21 protein-coding genes are annotated in these 23536 nt (G+C 66.6%); 10 read left to right on the top strand and 11 right to left on the bottom strand.

What is annotated here, in order from left to right:
• Positions 1-9: 9 nt before the first annotated feature.
• Entirely contained in the window at positions 10-738 is a 729-nt protein-coding gene (locus tag FFI87_RS13910; protein WP_012364629.1) for a response regulator transcription factor, read from the bottom strand.
• Between the two features lie 187 nt (positions 739-925).
• Between FFI87_RS13910 and recA the strand changes: the two genes are divergently transcribed.
• The 9 genes from recA to FFI87_RS13860 all read left to right on the top strand — a co-directional run bounded on the left by recA (position 926) and on the right by FFI87_RS13860 (position 10085).
• The gene (gene recA, locus FFI87_RS13905) at positions 926-2005 is read left to right on the top strand and encodes a recombinase RecA (protein WP_011657832.1); all 1080 of its coding nucleotides are present in this window, start codon (positions 926-928) and stop codon (positions 2003-2005) included.
• Positions 2005-2886 (top strand): recombination regulator RecX, encoded by an 882-nt coding sequence (gene recX / locus FFI87_RS13900; RefSeq protein WP_138847211.1) that lies wholly within the window; start codon positions 2005-2007, stop codon positions 2884-2886. The genes recA and recX overlap by 1 nt, the downstream gene beginning before the upstream one ends.
• Before the next feature lie 145 nt (positions 2887-3031).
• On the top strand, positions 3032-3640 hold the full coding sequence (locus FFI87_RS13895; protein WP_012364627.1) for a DUF2889 domain-containing protein: 609 nt from the start codon (positions 3032-3034) through the stop codon (positions 3638-3640).
• A gap of 68 nt (positions 3641-3708) precedes the next feature.
• Positions 3709-4875, top strand: coding sequence for an ADP-forming succinate--CoA ligase subunit beta (sucC, locus tag FFI87_RS13890; protein WP_006755512.1), 1167 nt, complete (start codon positions 3709-3711; stop codon positions 4873-4875).
• Between the two features lie 64 nt (positions 4876-4939).
• The gene (gene sucD / locus FFI87_RS13885; RefSeq protein WP_006477916.1) at positions 4940-5821 is read left to right on the top strand and encodes a succinate--CoA ligase subunit alpha; all 882 of its coding nucleotides are present in this window, start codon (positions 4940-4942) and stop codon (positions 5819-5821) included.
• Positions 5822-5979: 158 nt separating this feature from the next.
• Positions 5980-6684 (top strand): TerC family protein, encoded by a 705-nt coding sequence (locus FFI87_RS13880; RefSeq protein ID WP_105834562.1) that lies wholly within the window; start codon positions 5980-5982, stop codon positions 6682-6684.
• 97 nt (positions 6685-6781) lie between these two features.
• Positions 6782-7378, top strand: a complete 597-nt coding sequence (locus FFI87_RS13875; RefSeq protein WP_006749939.1) for a pilin — start codon at positions 6782-6784, stop codon at positions 7376-7378.
• A 162-nt stretch (positions 7379-7540) separates the two neighbouring features.
• Entirely contained in the window at positions 7541-9319 is a 1779-nt protein-coding gene (locus tag FFI87_RS13870) for a PglL family O-oligosaccharyltransferase (protein WP_138847212.1), read from the top strand.
• A 415-nt stretch (positions 9320-9734) separates the two neighbouring features.
• Positions 9735-10085, top strand: a complete 351-nt coding sequence (locus FFI87_RS13860) for a TonB family protein (protein ID WP_006749941.1) — start codon at positions 9735-9737, stop codon at positions 10083-10085.
• 75 nt (positions 10086-10160) lie between these two features.
• Here FFI87_RS13860 and FFI87_RS13855 read toward each other — a convergent pair whose 3' ends face one another.
• From FFI87_RS13855 to moaC, 6 genes are all read right to left on the bottom strand, one after another.
• Positions 10161-11369 (bottom strand): hypothetical protein, encoded by a 1209-nt coding sequence (locus FFI87_RS13855; protein ID WP_138847213.1) that lies wholly within the window; start codon positions 11367-11369, stop codon positions 10161-10163.
• A gap of 31 nt (positions 11370-11400) precedes the next feature.
• A complete protein-coding gene (locus FFI87_RS13850) occupies positions 11401-12678 on the bottom strand; it encodes a WD40/YVTN/BNR-like repeat-containing protein (protein WP_012364621.1) in 1278 nt (425 codons plus the stop codon).
• A 100-nt stretch (positions 12679-12778) separates the two neighbouring features.
• Complete coding sequence (locus tag FFI87_RS13845) at positions 12779-13930, bottom strand: glycosyl hydrolase (RefSeq protein ID WP_138847214.1); 1152 nt, start codon at positions 13928-13930, stop codon at positions 12779-12781.
• Positions 13931-14009: 79 nt separating this feature from the next.
• Positions 14010-14879: a hypothetical protein gene (locus FFI87_RS13840; RefSeq protein ID WP_012364620.1), complete on the bottom strand. Its 870-nt coding sequence runs from the start codon at positions 14877-14879 to the stop codon at positions 14010-14012.
• Complete coding sequence (locus FFI87_RS13835; RefSeq protein WP_138847215.1) at positions 14872-17559, bottom strand: type VI secretion system Vgr family protein; 2688 nt, start codon at positions 17557-17559, stop codon at positions 14872-14874. Before FFI87_RS13835 ends, FFI87_RS13840 begins: the two co-directional genes overlap by 8 nt.
• A gap of 115 nt (positions 17560-17674) precedes the next feature.
• Complete coding sequence (moaC, locus tag FFI87_RS13830; RefSeq protein ID WP_138847216.1) at positions 17675-18163, bottom strand: cyclic pyranopterin monophosphate synthase MoaC; 489 nt, start codon at positions 18161-18163, stop codon at positions 17675-17677.
• Positions 18164-18403: 240 nt separating this feature from the next.
• Between moaC and FFI87_RS13825 the strand changes: the two genes are divergently transcribed.
• Positions 18404-20098, top strand: coding sequence for a M48 family metalloprotease (locus tag FFI87_RS13825; protein ID WP_138847217.1), 1695 nt, complete (start codon positions 18404-18406; stop codon positions 20096-20098).
• Positions 20099-20128: 30 nt separating this feature from the next.
• Here FFI87_RS13825 and FFI87_RS13820 read toward each other — a convergent pair whose 3' ends face one another.
• The 4 genes from FFI87_RS13820 to waaF all read right to left on the bottom strand — a co-directional run bounded on the left by FFI87_RS13820 (position 20129) and on the right by waaF (position 23410).
• Entirely contained in the window at positions 20129-20746 is a 618-nt protein-coding gene (locus FFI87_RS13820; RefSeq protein WP_138847218.1) for a DUF2946 family protein, read from the bottom strand.
• Positions 20739-21776 (bottom strand): hydrolase, encoded by a 1038-nt coding sequence (locus tag FFI87_RS13815; protein WP_011657819.1) that lies wholly within the window; start codon positions 21774-21776, stop codon positions 20739-20741. The genes FFI87_RS13820 and FFI87_RS13815 overlap by 8 nt, the downstream gene beginning before the upstream one ends.
• Positions 21777-21809: 33 nt before the next feature.
• The gene (locus tag FFI87_RS13810) at positions 21810-22256 is read right to left on the bottom strand and encodes a nuclear transport factor 2 family protein (RefSeq protein ID WP_006749968.1); all 447 of its coding nucleotides are present in this window, start codon (positions 22254-22256) and stop codon (positions 21810-21812) included.
• A gap of 116 nt (positions 22257-22372) precedes the next feature.
• Complete coding sequence (waaF, locus tag FFI87_RS13805; protein WP_012364615.1) at positions 22373-23410, bottom strand: lipopolysaccharide heptosyltransferase II; 1038 nt, start codon at positions 23408-23410, stop codon at positions 22373-22375.
• Positions 23411-23536: the final 126 nt, after the last annotated feature.

The raw sequence follows: 23536 nt of genomic DNA, 5'->3' as shown, positions 1-23536 counted from the left end.
CGCCCGGCTTCAGCGCAGCGGCGTGCCGGCCACCGCGGGCTGGGGCGCTGCCGTATCGGCCGGCGCGGCGGGCGCGACCTTCTCGAGGCAATAGCCGAGGCCGCGCACGGTCGAGATCCGCACGCCGCTCGGTTCGATCTTCTTGCGCAGTCGGTGCACGTAGACTTCGATCGCGTTGTTGCTGACTTCCTCGCCCCATTCGCACAGATGATCGACGAGCTGCTCCTTCGACACGAGCCGGCCGATCCGCTGCAGCAGCACCTCGAGCAGGCCGAGCTCGCGCGCGGAGAGATCGAGCACGTGATCGTTCGCATACGCGATGCGGCCGACCTGGTCGAACGCGAGCGAGCCGTGGCGCACGACGGTCGGGCCGCCGCCCGCGCCGCGCCGGGTCAGCGCGCGCACGCGCGCTTCCAGCTCGTTGAGCGCGAACGGCTTGGCCATGTAATCGTCGGCGCCGAGGTCGAGCCCCTTCACGCGTTCGTCGACGCTGTCGGCGGCGGTCAGGATCAGCACGGGGAGGTTGGAATTGCGGGCGCGCAGGCGCTTGAGCACGTCGAGCCCGGACATTTTCGGCAGCCCGAGATCGAGGATCAGCAGGTCGAATGTCTGCATCGACAGCGCCGTATCGGCGTCGACGCCGCTCTTCACGTGGTCGACCGCATAGCCCGATTGGCGGAGTGACCGGGTGAGGCCGTCCGCGAGTATGCTGTCATCTTCGGCGATGAGAATTCGCATGGTGCTGACCGATGGCCGGCGGGCATTCGCGCCGGCGCGGCTGTCTCCGAAGTTATTCGTGTACAACGCTCTGCATTGCGGGCTTGCACAAAACACTGTTTTTTTATACAGTGTCTGCATTCATGGGCAGCGCTTGAAAGCGGGCGCGCCTCTAACAGACGCTGCTCATCATAGCAAAGGACGATTCATGGAAGATAGCAAGAAGGGCTCCGGGATGACCGCCGAGAAGAGCAAGGCGCTGGCGGCCGCACTCGCACAGATCGAGAAGCAGTTCGGCAAGGGCTCGATCATGCGCATGGGCGACGGCGAAGTGGCCGAGAACATCCAGGTCGTGTCCACGGGCTCGCTCGGTCTCGATATCGCGCTCGGCGTCGGCGGCCTGCCGCGCGGCCGGGTCGTCGAGATCTACGGTCCGGAATCGTCGGGTAAAACCACGCTGACGCTCCAGGTCGTCGCCGAACTGCAGAAGCTGGGCGGCACGGCGGCGTTCATCGACGCGGAGCACGCGCTCGACGTTCAATATGCGGCGAAGCTCGGCGTGAACGTGCCGGAACTGCTGATCTCGCAGCCGGACACCGGCGAGCAGGCGCTCGAAATCACCGACGCGCTGGTGCGCTCGGGCTCGATCGACATGATCGTCATCGACTCGGTCGCGGCGCTCGTGCCGAAGGCCGAAATCGAAGGCGAGATGGGCGATTCGCTACCGGGCCTGCAGGCCCGCCTGATGTCGCAGGCGCTGCGCAAGCTGACGGGCACGATCAAGCGCACGAACTGCCTCGTGATCTTCATCAACCAGATCCGGATGAAGATCGGCGTGATGTTCGGCAACCCGGAAACCACGACGGGCGGCAACGCGCTGAAGTTCTATTCGTCGGTGCGTCTCGACATCCGCCGGATCGGCTCGATCAAGAAGAACGACGAGGTGATCGGCAACGAAACCCGCGTGAAGGTCGTCAAGAACAAGGTGTCGCCGCCGTTCCGCGAAGCGATCTTCGACATCCTGTATGGCGAAGGCATTTCGCGTCAGGGCGAGATCATCGATCTCGGCGTGCAGGCGAAGATCGTCGACAAGGCCGGTGCCTGGTACAGCTACAACGGCGAGAAGATCGGTCAGGGCAAGGACAACGCGCGTGAATTCCTGCGCGAGAATCCGGAAATCGCGCGTGAGATCGAGAACCGTATCCGCGAATCGCTCGGCGTGGTCACCATGCCTGAAGGTGCGGCTGCGGTCCACGACGAAGCCGAGGCGATGGACGAAGAAGAGTGATGGTCGGGCGCCGAGGTCAGGCAGGCAAGCCGGAGGAGAGCGACGCGCCCGAAACGGCGGGTCGCTCCGGCCGGCGAGCCGGATCCTCGGGTGCCGACCGGCAGGTCGCAGGCGGCAACGCCGCGAACCGCACCGCGACGAGGGCATCCGATGATGCCCTCGTTTCGTTTGAGATTGCCGCGCCGGATGATCCGTTCGTCGACGACGAATCGTTCGACGCGCACGACCGCTCCCGCCGTCGCGTTTCCGGTGTCAGCTTCCCCGGCGAGCGCGCAGCCGCTGCGGCGGCGCCGGCCCGGGAAGACGTCTATACCCGCAGCAGCCAGCATCCGCGCCGCACGCGCCGGGCGTCCGGCGCGTCGTCAAGCACGTCATCAAGTACATCTGCCGGCGACGATCCGGCCGCCGGCAGGCGCAAGTCGTCGAAGCCGCCGCGTTCGTTGAAGGGCCGCGCGCTCGGTTATCTGTCCAGGCGCGAATACAGCCGTGCGGAACTCGCGCGCAAGCTGGCGCCGTACGTCGGCGAAGACGAATCCGTCGAGCCGGTGCTCGATGCGCTGGAAAAGGAAGGCTGGCTGTCCGACGCGCGCTTTGCCGAGAGCCTCGTGCATCGCCGTGCGTCGCGCGTCGGCGCCGCGCGCATCGTCAGCGAACTGAAGCGTCACGCGGTCGGCGACACGCTCGTCGAGGAAGTCAACGCGCAGTTGCGCGAGACCGAATGGACACGTGCGCAGGCCGTCTGGCGCAAGAAATTCGGTGCACTGCCGCAAACGCCGGCCGAGCGCGCGAAACAGGCGCGCTTCCTTGCCGCGCGCGGCTTCTCGAGTTCGACCATCGTGAAGTTGCTGAAGGTCGGCGACGATTTCCTGGTCGACGACTGACCGGCTTGTCACGCGCGCTGCGCGCGATTTTGCTGCAATGCAACCGTTTCCGGACAGGCGGGAATACCCGCCGTCGCGGCCGGCTGCCTCAAATACCCGATATGCTAAAATCCACGGGTTTCCCTCTTCGGCCTCAACCTCCAGCATGCCGCTATCCGAGCCCGTGCCCCGTCAGTTGCGACATCGACGCGCAATCCGAGCGGAAGCCTACGAGCGCGGCGACGGCTTGTGGGACATCGAAGCCTGCCTGACCGACCACAAGCCGCGCGATGTCGCGCTTGCGTCGGGCATCCGGCCCCAGGGCCTGCCGATCCACGAACTCTGGCTGCGCGTGACTATCGATCGTGATCTCAACGTCGTCGACGCCGAAGCGTCTTCGGAATGGGTTCCCTATCCCGGTCATTGTCAATCCGCCACTCCTGCCTATCGGGCCCTCATCGGGCTCAACCTCTTCCGCAATTTCCGCCGCAACGCGAACCGGCTGCTCGCCGGGGTCGCAGGCTGTTCCCATCTCACCGAACTGTGCGCCGTGCTGCCGACGGCAGCGATCCAGGCGTTCGCCGGCGATGTGTGGAACGTGCGCGAGGAGGGCGGCGAAGGGCCGGATCACGGCGGCGCGCACGACGACGCGCCTTTCCAGCTCGGCCGCTGCCGGGCGTTGCGGTTCGACGGCGAGGTCGTGCGGCAGTACTACCCGCGCTGGTATGGCGCGAGCCGGCCGGACGTGCCCGGTGAAGGCAGCACGAAGGAATGAACGGAAATCATTCGAAGAAGCGTCTTAAGCGACTTTTCATCCAACTCTCAGACTGAAGGGAATCACGCATGAAGATTCACGAGTACCAGGGTAAGGAAATCCTGCGGAAATTCGGCGTCGCGGTACCGCGCGGCAAGCCGGCGTTCTCGGTGGACGAGGCCGTCAAGGTGGCGGAAGAGCTCGGCGGCCCGGTGTGGGTCGTGAAGGCTCAGATTCACGCGGGTGGCCGTGGCAAGGGCGGCGGTGTGAAGGTGGCGAAGTCGATCGAGCAGGTTCGCGAATACGCGAACCAGATCCTCGGCATGCAGCTCGTCACGCACCAGACCGGTCCGGAAGGCCAGAAGGTCAACCGTCTGATGATCGAGGAAGGCGCCGACATCAAGCAGGAACTGTATGTCAGCCTCGTCGTGGATCGCATCTCGCAAAAGATCGTGCTGATGGGTTCGAGCGAAGGCGGCATGGACATCGAAGAAGTCGCCGAAAAGCACCCGGAACTGATCCACAAGGTCATCGTCGAGCCGTCGACCGGCCTGCTCGACGCGCAGGCAGACGACCTGGCCGCGAAGATCGGCGTGCCGGCTGCTTCGATCCCGCAAGCGCGCGCGATCCTGCAAGGCCTGTACAAGGCATTCTGGGAAACCGACGCGTCGCTGGCTGAAATCAACCCGCTGAACGTCTCCGGCGACGGCAAGGTCATCGCACTCGACGCGAAGTTCAACTTCGACTCGAACGCGCTGTTCCGCCACCCGGAAATCGTCGCGTACCGCGACCTGGACGAAGAAGATCCGGCTGAAATCGAAGCGTCGAAGTTCGACCTCGCGTATATCTCGCTCGACGGCAACATCGGCTGTCTCGTGAACGGCGCAGGCCTCGCGATGGCGACGATGGACACCATCAAGCTGTTCGGCGGCGAACCGGCGAACTTCCTGGACGTCGGCGGCGGCGCCACGACCGAGAAGGTCACGGAAGCGTTCAAGCTGATGCTGAAGAACCCGGACCTGAAGGCGATCCTCGTGAACATCTTCGGCGGCATCATGCGCTGCGACGTGATCGCGGAAGGCGTGATCGCCGGTTCGAAGGCCGTGAACCTGAACGTGCCGCTCGTCGTGCGCATGAAGGGCACGAACGAGGACCTGGGCAAGAAGATGCTGGCCGATTCGGGCCTGCCGATCATCTCGGCCGACAGCATGGAAGAGGCTGCGCAGAAGGTCGTCGCGGCTGCCGCAGGCAAGTAACGCTATCGAATACGCATGGCGGCGCGGTTTGCACGCGACGCCAATCGAACAGAGGTCAAAATACATGTCGATTCTGATCAACAAGGACACGAAGGTCATCACGCAGGGCATTACCGGCAAAACCGGTCAGTTCCATACGCGCGCCTGCCGTGAATACGCAAACGGCCGCGAAGCATTCGTCGCGGGCGTGAACCCGAAGAAGGCCGGCGAAGATTTCGAAGGCATTCCGATCTACGCGAGCGTCAAGGAAGCGAAGGCGGAAACCGGCGCGACCGTGTCGGTCATCTACGTTCCGCCGGCAGGCGCAGCGGCTGCGATCTGGGAAGCGGTCGAAGCCGACCTCGATCTCGCGATCTGCATCACGGAAGGCATTCCCGTGCGTGACATGATCGAAGTGAAGGACCGCATGCGTCGCGAAGGCCGCAAGACGCTGCTGCTCGGGCCGAACTGCCCGGGCACGATCACGCCGGACGAACTGAAGATCGGCATCATGCCGGGTCACATCCACCGCAAGGGCCGCATCGGCGTCGTGTCGCGTTCGGGCACGCTGACGTATGAAGCCGTTGCTCAGCTGACGGCGCTCGGCCTCGGCCAGTCGTCGGCAGTCGGTATCGGCGGCGACCCGATCAACGGTCTGAAGCACATCGACGTGATGAAGATGTTCAACGACGATCCGGATACGGACGCAGTCGTGATGATCGGCGAAATCGGCGGTCCGGACGAAGCCAATGCAGCCGAGTGGATCAAGGACAACATGAAGAAGCCGGTCGTCGGCTTCATCGCGGGTGTCACGGCGCCTCCGGGCAAGCGCATGGGTCACGCCGGCGCGCTGATCTCGGGCGGTGCGGATACGGCCGAAGCGAAGCTGGAAATCATGGAAGCGTGCGGCATCACCGTCACGCGCAACCCGTCGGAGATGGGCCGTCTGTTGAAGAAGGCGCTGTAAGTTCCGCGTGGTTCGTCCTGCAAAAAACGCCGGCTTAGCCGGCGTTTTTTGTTATGCTCGCGCAATGAATTTGTAAGCCCCGGGCATGCGCGACGCATGTGCCGGTAATGAACCGGGCCGCCCGTCACAGGGTCGTCGCCCCGCACCTATATCCACTCATGCTTGAATTCCTGACGTCGCTGCACTGGGGCGCCGTGTTCCAGATCGTCATCATCGACATCCTGCTCGGCGGCGACAACGCCGTCGTGATCGCGCTCGCGTGCCGCAACCTGCCGGCCAACCAGCGGCTGCGCGGCGTCGTGTGGGGCACGGCCGGCGCGATCCTGCTGCGGGTCGTGCTGATCGCGTTCGCGGTCGCGCTGCTCGACGTGCCGTTCCTGAAGTTCGGCGGCGGCCTGCTGCTGCTGTGGATCGGCGTCAAGCTGATGGCGCCGGATGCCGACGCGCACGACAACGTGAAGCCGGCCGACCGGCTGTGGGACGCGGTGAAGACGATCGTGATCGCCGACGCCGTGATGAGCCTCGACAACGTGATCGCGATCGCCGGCGCGGCCGAGCAGGCCGATCCGTCGCACCGGCTGGCGCTGGTGATCTTCGGGCTCGTCGTCAGCGTGCCGATCATCGTGTGGGGCAGCACGCTGGTGCTGAAGCTGCTCGACCGGTTCCCGATCGTCGTCGCGTTGGGCGCGGGGCTGCTCGGCTGGATCGCCGGCGGGCTGATGGTGCACGACCCGGTCGGCGATCGCTGGCCGGTGCTCGATACGCAGGCCGCGATCTACGGCGCGAGCATCGCCGGCGCACTGTTCGTCGTTGCCGCAGGGTACGCGCTGCGGCGCCGCCGCAGCATTCCGCACCCGCAATGACGTTGGCCGTCCGGCCGACTGCCGGGGCCGCGGCCCACTGGCTACGATCGAAACGCCTGCCTGATTCGGCAGGCGTTTTTCGTTTCCGGAGCCAGTCATGTTCGAAGCCTTTTCCGTTTCCCTGTTCCGGCGCGTCGCCGCCGATCTGCGGCGCGCGCGCCGGCCCGTGCCACGTTGGCGGCCGGCCGGCTTCACGCTGATCGAGCTGATGATCGTGCTCGCGATCGTCGGCGTGATCGCGGCCTATGCGATTCCCGCGTACCAGGATTACCTCGCGCGGTCGCGCGTCGGCGAGGGGCTCGCGCTCGCGTCGTCCGCGCGGCTCGCGGTCGCCGACAATGCCGCGAGCGGCGCGGGCCTCGACGGCGGCTACAGCCCGCCGGTCGCCACCCGGAACGTCGAATCCGTCCGGATCGACGCCGATACCGGCCAGATCACGGTGGCGTTCACCACCCGCGTCGCCGCGGCCGGCGCGAATACGCTCGTGCTGGTGCCGTCCGCGCCGGACAAGGCCGATACGCCGACCGCACGGGTGCCGCTGAAAAAGGGTGCGATGCAGGCCGGCGCGATCGCATGGGAATGCTTTGCCGCCGGCAAGGCCGCGTCATCGCTGCCGGCGCCAGGCGCGGGCCCGTTGCCTGCGGAGGCGGCGACGTTGCCAGCGAAATACGCGCCGGCGGAATGCCGCGCATAGTGCGGGCGGCCTGCGGGCCGGTGCGTGGGCACGCGCACGGCGCCGCGCACGCATTGCCGGCCTGCCGAGCCGGCCCGGCCGTATCGGGTGACGGGGTGGCGGGGCCGCACAGACGGGGGAAAGTTTTGTATAGTGCGCCGGTTGCTGACATCCGGTTCGCTCATGCCTTCTACTTTTTCCCGTTCGTTGCCGCTCGTTGCGCTGGCTGTCGCCCTGATCGTGCCGTACGCGATCACGAATCACACGTATCCGATCCCGACCTTCTATTCCGAGTTTGCCGCGCTGGTGCTGTATCTGCTGGTGGGGCTCTCTGTCGTGCTGCTCGCGCGCACGGGCCGCCCGGCCGAGCCGTTTGCCGCGCCGGCCGCGTTCGTCGCGCCGCTCGGGTTCGCGGCGGTGCTGCTCGCGCAGGTTGCGCTGATGCCGCTGAAAGTGCCGTCGATGAACTGGCTGGCGCTTGGCTATCTGGCCGCCGCGCTGGTCGCGATGCAGGCCGGCTACACGCTCGCGCGCGAGGGGCTCGCCGAAGCCACCGCGCGAATGATGGCCGGCGCGCTGCTCGTCGGCGGCGTGTTCGCGGTCGCGAGCCAGGTCGTGCAGTTGTTCCATCTCGAAACCGCGGTGTCGCCGTTCGTCGTGGTCTACAACATCGCGGTCGATCGCCGTCCCTACGGCAACATGGCGCAGGCGAACCACCTGGCGACCTACATCGCGTTTGCGCTCGCGGGCGCGCTGTATCTGGTGCAGACGCGCCGGCTCGCGGTATGGGCCTGGTTCGCGCTGTCGATCGTGCTGTCGGGCGGTCTCGCGCTGACGGTGTCGCGCGGCCCGTGGCTGCAGGTCGCGGTGATGGTCGTCGCGGGCTTCTGGATGGCATGGCTCGAGTCGCGCCGTGCGCCCGGCAACCGCCGCGCCTGGCTGATACCGGCCGCGCTCGCGGTGGCCTTCGTCGCGGTGAACGTCGCGGTGCGCTGGGCCAACGTGCACTTCCACCTGGGGCTTGCCGAGTCGGCCGCCGAACGGATGCGCGACGCGGGGCAGATCGCGCCGCGGCTCGCGCTGTGGAAGTACGGGCTTGCGATGTTCCGCGAGCATCCGGTGCTGGGCGTCGGCTGGGGCGAATTCCCGTCGCACCAGTTCGCGCTCGTGCGCACGCTCGGCGGTGTCGAGATCGCGAACAACTCGCACGACATTTTCATCGACCTGCTCGCGAAGTCCGGTCTGCTGGGTCTCGGCGTGCTCGTCGTCGCGCTCGTGACGTGGTTCGTGCGCGCGGTGCGTGCGCCGCAGTCGAGCACGCGCGTGTTCGGCCTCGCGCTGATCGGCATCCTGCTGATGCATGCGCTCGTCGAATATCCGCAGCAGTACATGTTCTTCCTGCTGCCGGCGATGTTCGTGATCGGCCTGCTCGACGTGAAGCCGCTGCGCCTCCTGCCGGGCCGCGCGGCGTTCGGGCTGTTCGCGGTGCTGTCGGTCGGCGGCGTGCTGGCGGCGGTGCCCGTGCTGCGCGACTACCAGCGCGCGGAAGTGCTGTATTACGGCAGCGATCCGGCCGCGCAGTACCGCGATGCGCCGTCGCAGCTGTTCGGCGCATGGGGCGATTACGGAGTGGCCACGCTGCTGACGATTTCGCCGGAGAATCTGCCGCTCAAGCTCGCCGCGCACGAGCGCGCGATCGCGCTGCTGCCGGGCGAGACGGTGCTGCGCCGCTATGCGGCGCTGCAGGCGCTGGCCGGTCGGGAAGCCGATGCGCTCGATACGGTCGCGCGCCTGCATGTGTTCGCGAAGGAATTGAAGGACTGGCCGCAGCAATTGGCGTTGCTGTACAAGCTGTGCGACCAGCAACCGGCACTGAAGGCGTTCAAGGCGGCCGTCGTCGCGAAGTACGGGGAAGTGCCGGCCGATGCGGACGAGGACGACGCCGACGAGGATTCCGAGTGACGCCACGCTGAACACCGTGCCGACACCGCGCGGCGCCGGGCGGGGAATCCCGGCGCTGGCCGCATTGCGGTGAGGCGGGTGGGCGATGGCGGGGCGAAGGGGGCGGCGATTGCTTCCCCCGCGGAATGGATGCCTGCCGAATCCGGTGTGATTCGCGTCAACCATTGTCAAATCGCGGCCACGCGCAAGGCGGCGCGTGCACAATGCGGCAAAGCGTTCGCGTGCGCGGCCGCCCGCTGCGGGCCGCTACCGCGAACGCCGCCCCGGATCTCCGGGAACCCGTCAAGCAGGATCGCGACCGGGCAGCCGTCGGTCGTGCGGCCGTAACGGCGCGCCGGTCCGATGGCCGCGGCGCGGGGCGATGTCCGCCGGCGCGGCGTTCGTCCGCAACAGTACTGAAGAACGATATTCGACCATGGCCCTTCGCTCGACCCTCCTGATCCTGCCTGCCGTCGCCGTGCTGGTTTCCGGCTGCGCGATGCTGTCGTCGTCGCAGGAAAGCAAGCTGACCTGCCACATTCCGCGCGCCGTCTATCCGGATAGCGCGAAGCCGCTCACGCGTCCGGTCACCGTGCTCGTGCGCGCGCTGATGACGACCGCGGGCGAAGCGCAGAACGTCACCGTGACGACGAGCAGCCGCAATGCGGCGGCGGACCGCGCGGCCGTCGACGCGATGACGCACGCGACCTGCGCGCAGACGGGCGCCACCGCGAATCCGTTCCTGCTCACGCAACCGTTCGTGTTCGAGCCGCGACGCGCCCAATAATGGGCGGCCGGGCACGCCGAGGCGCGCGTGCCGCTTGCCGTCGATTCCTGTGAGGCGCCGCCGTGCCGCCGACGTTCAGTGCCGCGGCATCAGGTTCGCGCCGTGGCACGCCGGCTCGGCCGCCTTGCGTAGCCCGAGCATCGTGAACCCGTTGCGCTCCTGGCGGATCAGCGCGTAGCGTCGCGCAACCGTGTTTCCGTCCTTGCCCGTCAGATCCAGTTCGACCTGGAAGAGATCCTTGCTGTCCGCGCAGCCGCGTACCGGTCCATAGGCGAACCCGGTATCGGGCGCCTTGCTTTCCGCAATGAACGCCTGCCGGGCTTGCAGCGCCGCCCCAGCGGTCGCGGGTTCGCTCCATGCGCGCGCGAGCGTATCGTCCACGCCCAGCCATTCGTCGACGAAATCGCGGCCGTTGATCGCGACCGGCTGCACGCGTTGCACGGTGTCGCCGTCGACGCGATAGCGGAAGATGCCCGACCGTGTCATCACGTCGCTGTCGCGCGAGCCGACCGTCATGCGCAGCTCGAAGCCGTCGGGGCGCACCTTGAAGCGGATCGCGTCGTCGTCGAGCACGTAGCCGTGAGCCGTATGGAACAGCGTGCGTTGCGTGACCGTGCCGTTTGCCGGCGCGACCACGTCCGCGCCGAACCGGCTCCAGCGCGACGAGCACCACGGCGTGCCGTGGACGATCGCCACCTGCCCGCCGGGCAATGCGCCGAACCAGAAGCCGCCGCCATAGGCGCCGCCGATGTCCTTGTAGTCGTCGGCCTGCCAGCGCAGCACGCGCCGCCAGCCGCCATTTTCCCACGCGTAGGCCGTGAGCAGGTTGTCGTCGCCGCACGGGATGTCGAAGCCGGTGCGCACGAAGAGGAGCGAGCGGGACGTTCCGTCGCGTTGGACGTCGACGTCCGGGTTGCGGCCGAATGCCGATTCGCCGTTTTTCGGCTGGGCGGATTGGGTGGATTGGGCGGGTACGCCGAGTGCGGCCGCAAGCGTGCGTTTCAGCGCAGCCGGCTCGACGTGTTCGTCGCTGCACGCAAGCCGCGCGTCGATCGCGCCGACGAGCGCCTGCTTGTACGCGCGAAGCGCGTCGCGCAAAGGCGGCGAGACGTCGACCGTGCCGCCGCCGTCGCCTTGCGGATTCCGGACTTGCTGTACGCGGTGCTGCGCGTCGAGCGCCGCGCGTGCGGCGGTGTCGGCGGCGGGGCAGGGGCTGGCGGCGGAGGCGGTGGCCGCCGCGGCAGCGCACAGTACGAATGCGGCGCGATGCAGCGCTTTTTTCATCGAATAGGGTCTCCGGATGTAGCGAGGGGATTCAGTCTTGTGAGGCGGGGGAATGTCGGATGGGGAATGACAGCTTCTTCAGTCTTTCATCGAGCAGCGAGTAGAGCGTGTTCGTATCCTGGTCGAAGTACCGGTTGTGATAGACGATCCCGTCGGCATTCTGTTTCCAGGTCCTGCCTGCGTCAGTGCTGCTGATCATCAGGGGGATTGGTGGATCGTCGATTGCTTGCCCGGGATCGGTGGCATATACGAGTAACAGGCCGTCGCGGCCCACGTCGAGGCCGCTCACGATGAGCTTCATGTCAAACGTCATCACTTGCCGGACGCGCGCGGGTTGCGTGTCCGTCCACGTCGAAAGCACGCCGGCCCGGCGTGCGCGATCCGGTGCCGTATCTTTGCCGCCCTCGTCGTCGAGGAGAGACAGTGCGTAAAGCGCGTAACCGCTGGTCGTGGCCGGCGTCGAAGCGAGTCGGATGACGGTCTGGTTCGGCAGAACGATATCGGGAACGAACGTCTGCTGATTTGGCGGAAGCCCGTATACGATGCTGCGAGCGGGCCCCGTTGCCGACGGATCGACATGGTAAGCCACTCGCAGGGTGCCGTCGGGACCAAGATTCACCGCTCTGAGGTTGCGCCGACGGCCACTGGGGACGACTGCATCCGGCGGTAGTGCGATCAGTTGCCAGGACTCGCCGCCGTCGGATGTTCGCCGGACGGTGGGGCCGCGGCCAATCGCATAGCCGTGCTGCGCGTCGATGAAGAGCAGGTCGTCGATATCTTCGTGCTCCGGCCATGCCATCTGCGACCAGTGGCGGCCGCCGTCGAGCGATTTCCAGACACGGGTTTGCCGCGAGACGAGGTCGTCCGCGGAATGCTGCGACGTATAGTCCAGCCAGCCGATGCTGATCAAGTGGACCTGACCGTCTCGCGAATGCCACCACGCGGTGTGTTGGCCGGGCGCTTGCAAGAAGCGCTGCAGTCCGTGATCGAGCGTGCCGCGGAAGAAATTCACGGTTCGTCGATTGAGGGTTTCTCCCGCACTGTTCATCCATGCTTCGGTGGGTTCGGCGACCGTCGGAACCTTCCACTCGCCGGCCGGCTTCAGCGTCACGACAGGATCGGCAAACGTGAGCGACATGATTTCGTTGCCGGCGATGTAGAAATCACCCACACCTGCTGGCGGGTCGGACCATGTGATCTGCGACGAAACGGTCTTCCAGTGAGGACCGGTGCTCTCGTAAAACAGATTCAATACGATGCCGCCGATCGCGATGACGGCCAGCCCCTTCAGTCGAGATCGATGGCGCATGGGATTGGCTGAAGTCGATAGAGGAATCTCGTGGCTGGCCGTGCCGCGGACGTCGTTCGTTTCCGCGGACACGGCCTGCGACAAACGCATCGGGCGCCGATCAGAATTGCCGTTTCCGCAGCGTATAGGCGAACACCGAATAGAGCGTGTTCGTTTGTGGATCGAAGTAGCCGCCCTGTGAAGCCTTGTCGGCGATCTGCTGCCATGTCTTTCCACCGTCGGTGCTGCTGATCGTCAGGTCGATCGGTGCGCCGCCGCCGTTTGCGGTGTTCGGGTCGGTCGCGTGGACCAGCAGGACGCCGTTGCGACCCGCGCTCAGTCCGTTGAGCGTCAGCGGGCTGTCAAACGCATGCAGTTCCTGGATGTGTTCGGGGTGCTCGCTAGTCCAGGTCGAAATGACGCCCGCACCATGACCGCTGCCGGATTCGCCGCTTGTACGCGACAACGCATACAGTGCGTAATTCCGGACGGGGGCCGGCGACGATTCGAGGCTGACGATGACTTGTCCGGGGAGCACCGCTTCCCGGATGAAATCCTGCTGATTCCAATCGAGCCGCCAGACCACCGTTGCCGGTTGCGGATGCTCGGCGTCTTCAACCTGATAGGCAATGCGCAATACACCGTCGGGACCGAGGTTGGTCCCGTCGAAAGTCCGGCGTGGCTTGTCCTGAAGGGCGGCACCCGGCGGTTCCTTGATTTCCTGCCACGATTGCCCGCCGTCCGCCGTTCGCCACACGCGGGGTCCCCATCCGATGGCGTAGCCCCGTTGCGCATCAATGAACAGCAAGCGGTTGATGTTGCGCTCCGTCGGCCATTCGAGCTGGGCCCAGTGCTGGCCACCGTCGCTCGACTTCCAGAGTCGGGTTGTCTGAGGGGACGCACCGTCGACGGTGCGCGGCGCCGCGTAATCCATCCAGCCCGTACTGACGTACAGGATCTGCCAGTCAGGCGAGTACCACCATGACGCGGTCTGGCCCGGTTGCTGGAAGTGGCGCACGGCGCTCCCGTCCAGCGTGCCGCGCAGGAAACTGACGGTCGACCGGTTCAGCCGCTGGTTCGAATCGTCCATCCAAGGTTCGGTGAATTCCGCGAGGTCAGGGTTCTTCTGCTCGCTCTCCGGCTTGAACTTGAGTTCCGGTCGCGCAACCTTCAGTGACATGAAATCGTTGCGTTGCACGCGAAATGCGCCCGCACCGTACGGCTTGTCGTTGCGCATGAATTCGGTCGATACCGTGTCCCACCCTGATGTCATTTCCGTATATCCGTAAATAGCGATCGGGAGAACAAGCACGCATCCCGCGACCCAAAGCCATCGTTTGCCTTTTCGCATGTCACTTCGCCAGCAGCCTTCCGAGCGCCTTGCCGACCGGATCGTCGGCGTCCGATTCCTCGGCTTTTTTCCGGAGAACAGGGATGGCGGAATCGAAAGCCTGCCCCCACGTTCTTCCGTCGCCCCATTCCTGAATGTTCGGCCGCATCCCGATCCTGACGAGATCCATGATCGGCAGGTCGGCCAATCCTCCGTCGAGGTAGGCCATCGGGTGTGTCTTGAATGCAAATTCCTTGAACTTTTCGGTGTTTATTTCCAGCTCGAACTGTGGCCACGTCATATCGACGCTACCGTTTCCCGGCGTCGGGCTGGCCATCTGGATCGTGTTGCCCATCATGTTCTGATTCAACCCGTCTTCCATGTTGACCTGGAGCAGCTTGCGCGCTTTGTTCAGCCACGCTTTCCCTTGGGGGCTGAGGCTCGGATAGAGATTCGCTCCATAGTCGGAGCAGTAGTAGTAGCCGTAGCTGATGTAGTAATCGGGCGGCTTATGTCCGCACCCGATGTGACGCATCATGAAGTTGCCATGACGAGACCAGTCGGAATTCGTGCTGTCTATCTTGATCAATTCTTCACGGCGGTGCAGGAGTCGGTGCGCGACGTCCGAGTCGGTCCACGGATCCCACGATAGGGCGAAACCCTTGATGGTCGACCAGATGCTCGACATGCTGACCTTCTCGACCGTCTCCATATACGCCCCGTGAAGCGGCCGATAGTAGAACGGACAGGTGCCGACGATCCATTTCGGTGCCGGCGTCACATGCTTGTCGCAGATATTGATCGCCACCTTCGGCCGATCCTTGTACCCCGTCGGCGTCAGCATCCCCGAGCCGCTGCCCAGTACGTTGTTGTCCTGTTGTCCGTCAGCCATTCGATTTCCCTAGAAACTTGACGACGACGTCGTGCGGCACGTGGCTCTGCGTGAGCCCCGTCTCACCTGCCGCATTGGTGACGCCTTCCGAGAGCAGCTTGCCGTTCGAGAACATCTGGTATCGCGTGTTCGCTACCGGAATGTCGGTGCCGGCCCAGTGCGCGATGAACGCCTGATCGTAGTTGCCGGTCGAGTTCGGCAGGGTCGGCATCGTCTGCGACAGGTGCGTGGGGCCGCTGAACGCGTGCTGCGCCCCCTTGATGTCGATCTTGCCGGGTGCGTGCACTTCGATGTTGCCGTTCGCGATGCGGATGTACGCGCCGCCGGAGGTCAGCAGGATTTCCTTCGCCGCGGCGCCTTCGATCGACTCGGTTACCGCCATCAGCTTCAGCGCCTTCTGGGCCGTCAGCTCGATGTTGTCCGCGTGCGCCTGCACTTCGACCTTGCCCTTGCCGGCGAATAGCTTGATCCCGGAGTTCTGCGCGAACAGGCTGATCCGGTCGAGGACGCTCGCGATCAGCGACTTTCCGGCGGCCACGTGCGTGCTTTGCCCGCCGACGAGGTTGACGTGCTGGTCCGCGGCAAGCTGCACGGACTGTTGCGTGGACATCCCGATACCGGCCGGGCTGCCGAACAGCATCACCGGCTCCTTGAACGCGTTGGCCGTGCCGGTTCCGCCACCCGCGGTCCTGCCGCCCGACGTGCCGCCGCTCACGCTGTTCTGCGTCGCGTCGGTGAACTGCTTCAGCGCCGAGTGGCCGTGGTCGAGCGGTTCGGCCTGATGCTGCGCGCCGACCTCCGACATGGCCTCCATCAGGCCTTCTGCACGGACGAGCTGCTGTTGCGTTTCCTGAACGTCGAGCGGCTGGCTCGCCGGCTGCTTCGGGTGCGTCGTGATGTACAGCCCGCGGCTCGCACGTACGGCGCCGTACGCGTCCGAGCGCAGGTCGAAGCCGCTGCCGAGATAGCTGCCGCGGTTGTTGCCCGTATGGTCGATCAGGTAACCGAGATGCAGGTGCGCATTGGTCTGGCTGCTGTAGAGGTGCACGCGGTTCTGCGAGGTCGCGTCGTCGAGCACGAGCTGGTTGTAGCCGGCGCCCGCGTATTCTTTCGACCGGTATCCGGACAGGATGCCGTTGCTGTGCCATTGCGGACTGGTCGCGCCGTTGTAGACCTTGCCGACGATGATCGGGCGATCGCAGTCGCCGCCGAGGAAATCGACCAGCACCTCCTCGCCATTGCGGTGCGGGTGAACGGCCCCATAACCCTTGCCCGAATCCGACGCGGTGGCACGCAGCCAGCACGACGCCTTTTCGTCGCCGTCGTTCAGGCGGTCCCAATGGAAGCGAACCTTGACCCGGTTGAGCGCGTCGGTGTGGATTTCCTCGCCTTTCGGTGCGACGACGATCGCCGATTGCAGGTGCATCGGCGGCTTCGCGTGCTTGAACGGGCTGCGGAACGGTACGGTCGTGCGCTGGGCTTCGACGCGGATCTGAAAGAAGCCTTCGCTGCCGTCGGGATGACGCACGCGCGACTGGCCCGTATCGGTTGCCGCCACGATGCTGCCGACCTCGGCCTGCAGGCTGTGCGGGAAAACCGCCTGTTCGTCCGCCACGGGCAGGTTGTTGACGATGACCCACGCCGTCTCGATCACGGCGAATTCGCGCTGCCCGGCATCGTCCTTGTCGTGTTCGGGGTGATCCGCCAGTTCGAAGGTCCGCCCGGCATCCATGCGCCGCACGCCGCCGACGCCATGAAAGCGTTTCGCGCGCGACTCCTGTTCCTCCATCCATATCTTCGACAGATGGTCACCGCGGGACTGTTCGGGATACGTGTACGCACCGGTGTATTCGTAGACCTCGAGCTGCGGCGGCAGGTCGCCCTGATTGGCGATCGTCGGCGTATGGGTCGCCTTCGGGTTCGCCGCGCTCGGCGGCTGCTTGTAGTCGAACGTGCGTGTCGCGCGGGCGACACTTCGCAGCGTGCGCGTGCCGGAAAACTGGACGAAGGTGTCGGCCTCGTCGCCCGTGCCCGCATGATGAAAGCGCACCGTTCGCGGCGACAGCGTGGGCAACGCGTCGACGCGGTCGACGACGACGAGCCGGTGCGACTTGCCGTCCTGGTCCTGTTCCCAGAAGCCATACAGGCCTTCCGATTCCATCAGGCGATGCACGAAATTCCAGTCATCCTCGTACTGCATGCAGAACGAGCGGAGCGGCAGCGGCTGGTGGAGCTTGAAGGTGAAGCGACCCTTGGCCTGCGGATGCTGGTTCAGCACGTCGGCAATGATGTCGTCCGCGGACTGGTCCTGCCAGATTCGCTGGTCGCGGCGGAACTTGAGAAAGTGCAGGAACGAAGCGAAGGCGATCTGGTAGTGCGTGACGCCGCTGTCCGAGCCGAGCCGGCGGGCGCAATGCACGTAGCCGTGGTGAGGCGCATAAGACTGGTCGGCCTGCAGGATCCACAGCGTCACCGGCTGCGCGATCAGCTTCTTGAGCTCGAGGTTATCGGACACCGACACGGTATCGACCGTGAACTCGAAGTGACGCCCGAGCCGCGATCGGCCGATGACGCGATGCGGCAGCAGCACGTCGGGGCCCAGCGGCGTATCCAGTTTGACAAGGCGCTCGTGCTGAACCGGTCCGGCCAGCAATGCGCTTCTTAACATTTGCGAATTCATCACCCGTGCTCGCTTTTTTTGTGCTGGGTCGCACGCTCTCCCGTGCGGAATCCGGTAATTGTATGAGATAAACGGGCGATATCCCGAATTTACCGGCCGACAGGGTGCCGACCGGTCAGCCGGCGGTGTCCTCGGCCTTCCAGTCTCCCGACTTCCCGCCACGCTTCTCCCTCACGCTCACCTCGGTGATCACCATCCCCCGGTCGACCGCCTTGCACATGTCGTACACGGTCAGCAGCCCGACCTGCACGGCGGTCAGCGCTTCCATCTCGACACCGGTGCGCCCGAACGTCTCGACCTGCGCGACGCAGTGCACGCCCGGCAGCGCGCCGTCGAGTTCGAAGTCGACGGCCACGCGCGTCAGCGCGAGCGGGTGACACAGCGGAATGAGGTCGGCGGTGCGCTTGGCACCCTGGATCGCGGCGATGCGCGCGACGCCGAGCACGTCGCCTTTCTTCGCCTTGCCGTCGCGGATCAGCGCGAACGTCGCCGGCAGCATCCGGATCGTGCCGCGCGCGATCGCGATGCGTTGCGTTTCCTGCTTGCCGCCGACGTCGACCATGTGCGCGTGGCCGGCGGCGTCGAAATGGGTAAGTCCTGACATGTCCTGCTCCGATCTCTTGTGTCGCGGCCGGTCGATCCACCGCGTCGGGCACCGTGCCGCAACCATCTGCAACGTTTCAAGGGGCGCCTATCATAGCAGCGGCCTGCACGACGTCGGGCGTGCAGACGGCGCATCCGCCGCAGCGAACAGTCGCGATCCCGCCGGTACAATGACCAGGATCTTCAGACCAAACGCCGCGATGCGCGCCCGGCGCGCGGGACGCGTCGTCTTCATCCTGCCATGCGTGTCAAACAGTTGCTTGCCGTGTTGCTGTCGACGGCGCTCGTGCTGCCGCCGAGCGGCCATGCACAGCGCCTGTCCGCGCTGCCGCTCGAGCCGGCGGCCGGCGCTTCGCCGTCGATTTCCACGGTGCCTTCCGGCATCGCGACCGGCGTATTCGGCACCTACGGCGGCGCGGAAAGCCGGTTCTCCGGCGGCGACGGCGCGTCCGCGCCGGTCGCGAGCCTGCGTGCACCCCTGCGCGCGCTGGAACTGCCCGACCTCGGCGACGGCTCCGGCGGTTCGCTTACGCCGCAGGCCGAGCGCCGTCTCGGCGAGCGCGTGATGCGCGAGGTGCGGCGCGACCCGGACTACCTCGACGACTGGCTCGCGCGCGACTACCTGAACGCGATCGCGAAGCGGCTCGCGGCCGCGGCCGCGGCGCGCTACATCGGCGGCTACACGCCGGACTTCGAGTTGTTCCCCGTGCGCGATCCGCAGATCAACGCATTCTCGATGCCGGGCGGTTTCATCGGGATCAACAGCGGCCTGGTCGTCACGACGCAAACGGAATCCGAACTCGCCTCGGTGGTCGGCCACGAGATGGGCCACGTGCTGCAGCGGCACATCGCGCGGATGATCGGCGCCAACGAGAAGACCGGCTACACCGCGCTCGCGACGATGCTGCTCGGGGTGCTGGCAGGCGTGCTCGCGCGCAGCGGCGATCTCGGCAGCGCGATCGCGATGGGCGGGCAGGCGTTTGCGGTCGACAACCAGCTGCGCTTCTCGCGCTCGGCCGAGCGCGAGGCCGATCGCGTCGGTTTTCAGCTGCTCGCGGGCGCCGGCTACGACCCGTACGGGATGCCGGGCTTCTTCGAGCGGCTCGAGCGCGCGTCGATGGGCGACGCGGGCGTGCCGGCCTATGCGCGCACGCACCCGCTGACGGGTGAACGGATCGCCGACATGGAGGATCGCGCGCGCCGCGCGCCGTACCGGCAGCCGCGCCAGTCGGCCGAATACGGCTTCGTGCGCGCGCGGCTGCGCATTCTGCAGAACCGTGCGCCGAACGACATCGCGGCCGAGGCGCGCCGGATGCAGCTCGAGATCGACGATCGCACGGCGCCGAACGTCGCGGCGAACGAGTACGGGATCGCGCTCGCGAACACGCTGCTCGGCCAGTACGACGCGGCCGACAAGGCGCTTGCGTCGGCCCGCGCCGCCTTCGACGCGCGCGAGCGGCGCGCGGACGATCCGCAGACGAGTTCGCCGAGCCTCGACGTGCTCGCCGCCGACCTCGCCCGCCGCGCGGGTCGGACCGACGACGCGGTGCGGCTCGCGGCGCTCGCGCAGCGGCGCTGGCCGGCGTCGCACGCGGCGATCGTCGCGCACCTGCAGGCGCTGATCGCCGCGCGCCGCTTCGACGAAGCGCAGACGCTCGCACGCACGCAGGCGAAAGCGGACCCGGAGCAACCGGACTGGTGGGACTATCTCGCGAAGGCGAGCGACGGCAAGGGCGACGTGCTCGCGCGGCGCCGTGCGCTCGCGGAGAAGCTGGCGCTCGACGGCGCGTGGCCGTCGGCGATTCGCCAGCTGAAGGAGGCGCGCGACGCGAAGGACGTGTCGTTCTACGACCAGTCGATCATCGGCGCGCGGCTGCTGGAATTCGAGGCGCGCTACAAGGAAGAGCGCGAGGACGAGAAGAACGGCCGCGGATAACGGTCGCTAGGCGGGCAGGGCGGCGGCGCTTCAGCTTGCGGCGCTGCCGCTGTCGTTGTCGTTGCCACCCGCCGGCGCGTCGCACTGCGCCCGCTGCGCGGGACTCGCGACGAAGCCGAACGTTGCCGGCACATCGGCACACGCCAGGTTGCCGAGCGCCAGCGTGCGCCCGTCACGCCAGCGCAGCACGGGCGGTGTCGCGTCGAAGTCCGCATGATCGGCGAACAGGCCGAGGTCGTGGTCGTGCAGCGCCGCGATGCGCGGCGGCGTGCCCGCCGAGCGGAACAGCACGCCGCCCGCATCGTCGAGCCATGCGGCGTCGGGCTCGAACGGCGCGCCGGTCTGGTCGGCCAGCGTGAGCTGCCCGTCGCGTTCGGCCAGGCGCACGACCCACGGCGTGTACGCGAGCTCGACGTACACGCGCTGCGGCCCGTTCTGAAAGAACCACTGGCCATGCGCGTCGCATTCGTAGTTGCGTCCGATGAACGCATTGAGCGCCGCATGCCGGACCGGCGAGCCGAGCTCGCCGGCGGCCTGCGCGGCGTCGTCGCGCAGCCGCCACTCGCCGCGCCGGTCGAGCAGCAGCCAGCCGGTGCAGTGCGGCACGTTCGGCCACTTGGCGAGGGCCTGCCTGACGATGTCATCCATGGTCGACGAATTTCGAGCAATAGCCGAACACCCGCGCCGACAGCCAGTCGAGGCGGCCGGGGAACGGTCCGGTCATGAATCCCGCATGGCCGCCGTCCATGGGCTGGTCGAGCTCGACGGCCGGCGACACGTCGGCGGCGCTCGGCAGCGCGGATTCCGGCAGGAACGGATCGTTGCGGGCGTTGAGGATCAGCGTGGGCACGTCGATGGCCGGCAGCAGCGGGCGCGTCGTGGCCTGGGTCCAGTAGTCGTCGGCGTCGGCGAAGCCGTGCAGCGGTGCGGTCACGACCTCGTCGAAGTCGCGCATCGTCACGGCGCGCAGCATCGCGTCGCGATCGAACAGGCCCGGATACTGGTCGAGCTTCGCGAGCGCCTTGCGCTTGAGCGTCTTCAGGAAGCTGCGCGTATAGACCATCGCGAAGCCCTGCGACAGCGCGCGGCCGCCCGCATGCACGTCAATCGGCGTCGAGATCGCGGCGGCCGCGTGCACGATCGACGTGTCGCTGCGGTGCTCGCCGAGCCAGCGCAGCAGCACGTTGCCGCCGAGCGACACGCCGGCCGCGACGATCGGCCCGCGATGCTGCGCGGCGAGCCGCTGCAGGATCCAGTCGACTTCGGCGCTGTCGGCGAGATGGTAGAAGCGCGGCTGGCGGTTCAACTCGCCGCTGCAGCTGCGAAAGTGCGGGACGACCGCGTGCCAGCCCTTCGCGCGCGCGGCGGCCATCATCGCCAGCGCGTAGTGCGAGCCGGAACTGCCTTCGAGGCCGTGGAACAGCACGAACAGCGGTGCGTCGGGCGGCGGCGCGGCACTGTCGAGGTGCGCGACCCAGTCGAGATCGATGAAGTCGTGGTCGGGGGTTTCCCATCGCTCTCGTCGGTAGGCGACAGCCGGACGCCGTGCGAACAGCGCGGGCACGATGGTTTGCACATGGCTGTTCGGCAGCCAGCGCGGTGCGCGATAGCGCAATGAATCGTCGTCGGGGGCCGGGGCCCCGGTCAGCGGCGAGGTGGGCGGAGAAGCCGTACTCATGATCGCCCCGCTAATGCGTTGCTTCGTTGTTCGTCAGTGCAGCGGACCCTGCCCGTGACGGATCTTCGCGGCGAATTGTCCGGCCGCCTGTTCAGGAATCGGGCTCGCGTGAATATGCGCGATGCGCCACTCGCCGCGTTCGTGGATCATCACGTACGTCGCGAAAACCATGTCGGGTTCGGCCGTCAGGTCGGCCTGCTGATGCGCTTCGGCGATCGTATAGACGACGGTGCCGAGACTGTCGTAAACACGGATGTCGAGCGGTTCGATCGTCACCGGGCGCGTCGCGAGCCGGTTGGCCAGCCCGCTGCGGATCTGGTCGAGGCCGTGCAGATGCTCGCCGTCGGCCCAGACGCAGCTGGCGAAGTCCTCGTCGATCCACAACCCCAGCAGCGCGTCGAGATTGGCATCGGCGACGGCCTGGTAGTAGGCGTTCAGCGTATCGGCAGCGGCTTCGAACAGGCGGGCAAAACGTGGCATCGGGGTTATCTCTCGCGCGCGTCGCGCGCCGTATTCAGCACGGCGGCCCGGGTGGGGGCCGCCTTGCACCGGTGAATCGGATTGCCCGGCGCGTCGTGCGACGCTGCCGGTCAGGGTCAGCGCTGCCCGACGAGCATGCCGCGCAAATCGCCGAATACCTGCTCGGGACCGAGTTCGCGCAGGCATTTCAGATGGCCGAGCGGGCACTCGCGTTCGAAGCAGGGACTGCATTCGAGATGAAGCCATTGTACCTTCGCCAGGTCCGACAGCGGAGGGGTGTGGCGCGGATCGGTCGATCCGTACAACGCGACGAGCGGCCGTCGCAGCGCGGCGGCGACGTGCATCAGCCCGGAATCGTTGGTCACGACCGCGTTCGCGCGCGCGATCAGCGCGCACGCCTCGGACAGCGACGTCTGCCCGCACAGGTTGCGCACGTTCGGCGCGTGGTCGGCGATCGCCTGCGCGGCGGCGGCGTCCTTCTGCGAGCCGAGCGCGACGATCTGCGTATACGGGAAAGACTGATGGACGATTGTCGCGAGCGTCGCGAAGTGCTCGGGCGGCCAGCGCTTGGCCGGGCCGTATTCCGCGCCGGGGCAGAACACGACGAGCGGCTTGCGTGTATCGAGATTGAAACGCGCGGAGACGCGCGCCGTCTCGTTCAGGTCGGCGTCGAGGCGCGGCGGGGGCAGCATCTTCATCGACTCGGGCAGCTTCGCGCCCGGTGCATACGCGAGCGCCGCGTAGTGGGTCGTCATCGGCGGCCGCTCGGCCGATTTGTCGGGGTTCGCGTGCCGCACGTTGAGCAGGCCGTAGCGGTGCTCGCCCGTATAGCCAATCCGCAGCGGAATGTTCGCGAGCCACGGGATCACCGCGGACTTCAGCGAATTCGGCAGCACGTACGCCGCGTCGTAGCCGACGTCGCGCAGGTCGCTCGCGAGCTGCCAGCGGCGCAGCAGCTGCAGCTTGCCGTGCGCGAGGTCGGTCGCGTAGACATCGTGGATCTCGGGCATCCGCTCGAGCACGGGCGCGACCCAGGTGGGTGCGACGGCATCGATCGCGATGCGGGGATGGATTTTTTTCAGCAGCGCAAAAAGCGGCTGCGCCATCAATGCGTCACCGATCCAATTCGGTGCGATAACCAGCGCTCGACGCATCAGGTCGACTTCCGATGTCGTAATGAAGCACGGCGCGCATGCACCGCGTTCGGGTTGTCAGAACAGGAAAAGGGCGGCGCGCCGGGGTTCCGGCTGCGCCGCCTCGCGTGCGGCGGGCCCGCGGGC

Source organism: Burkholderia sp. KBS0801 (assembly GCF_005937855.2).
GTDB lineage: Bacteria > Pseudomonadota > Gammaproteobacteria > Burkholderiales > Burkholderiaceae > Burkholderia > Burkholderia ambifaria.
Note: the sequence above shows the minus strand (reverse complement) of the source record. Positions and strands in the feature narration are given on the sequence as shown.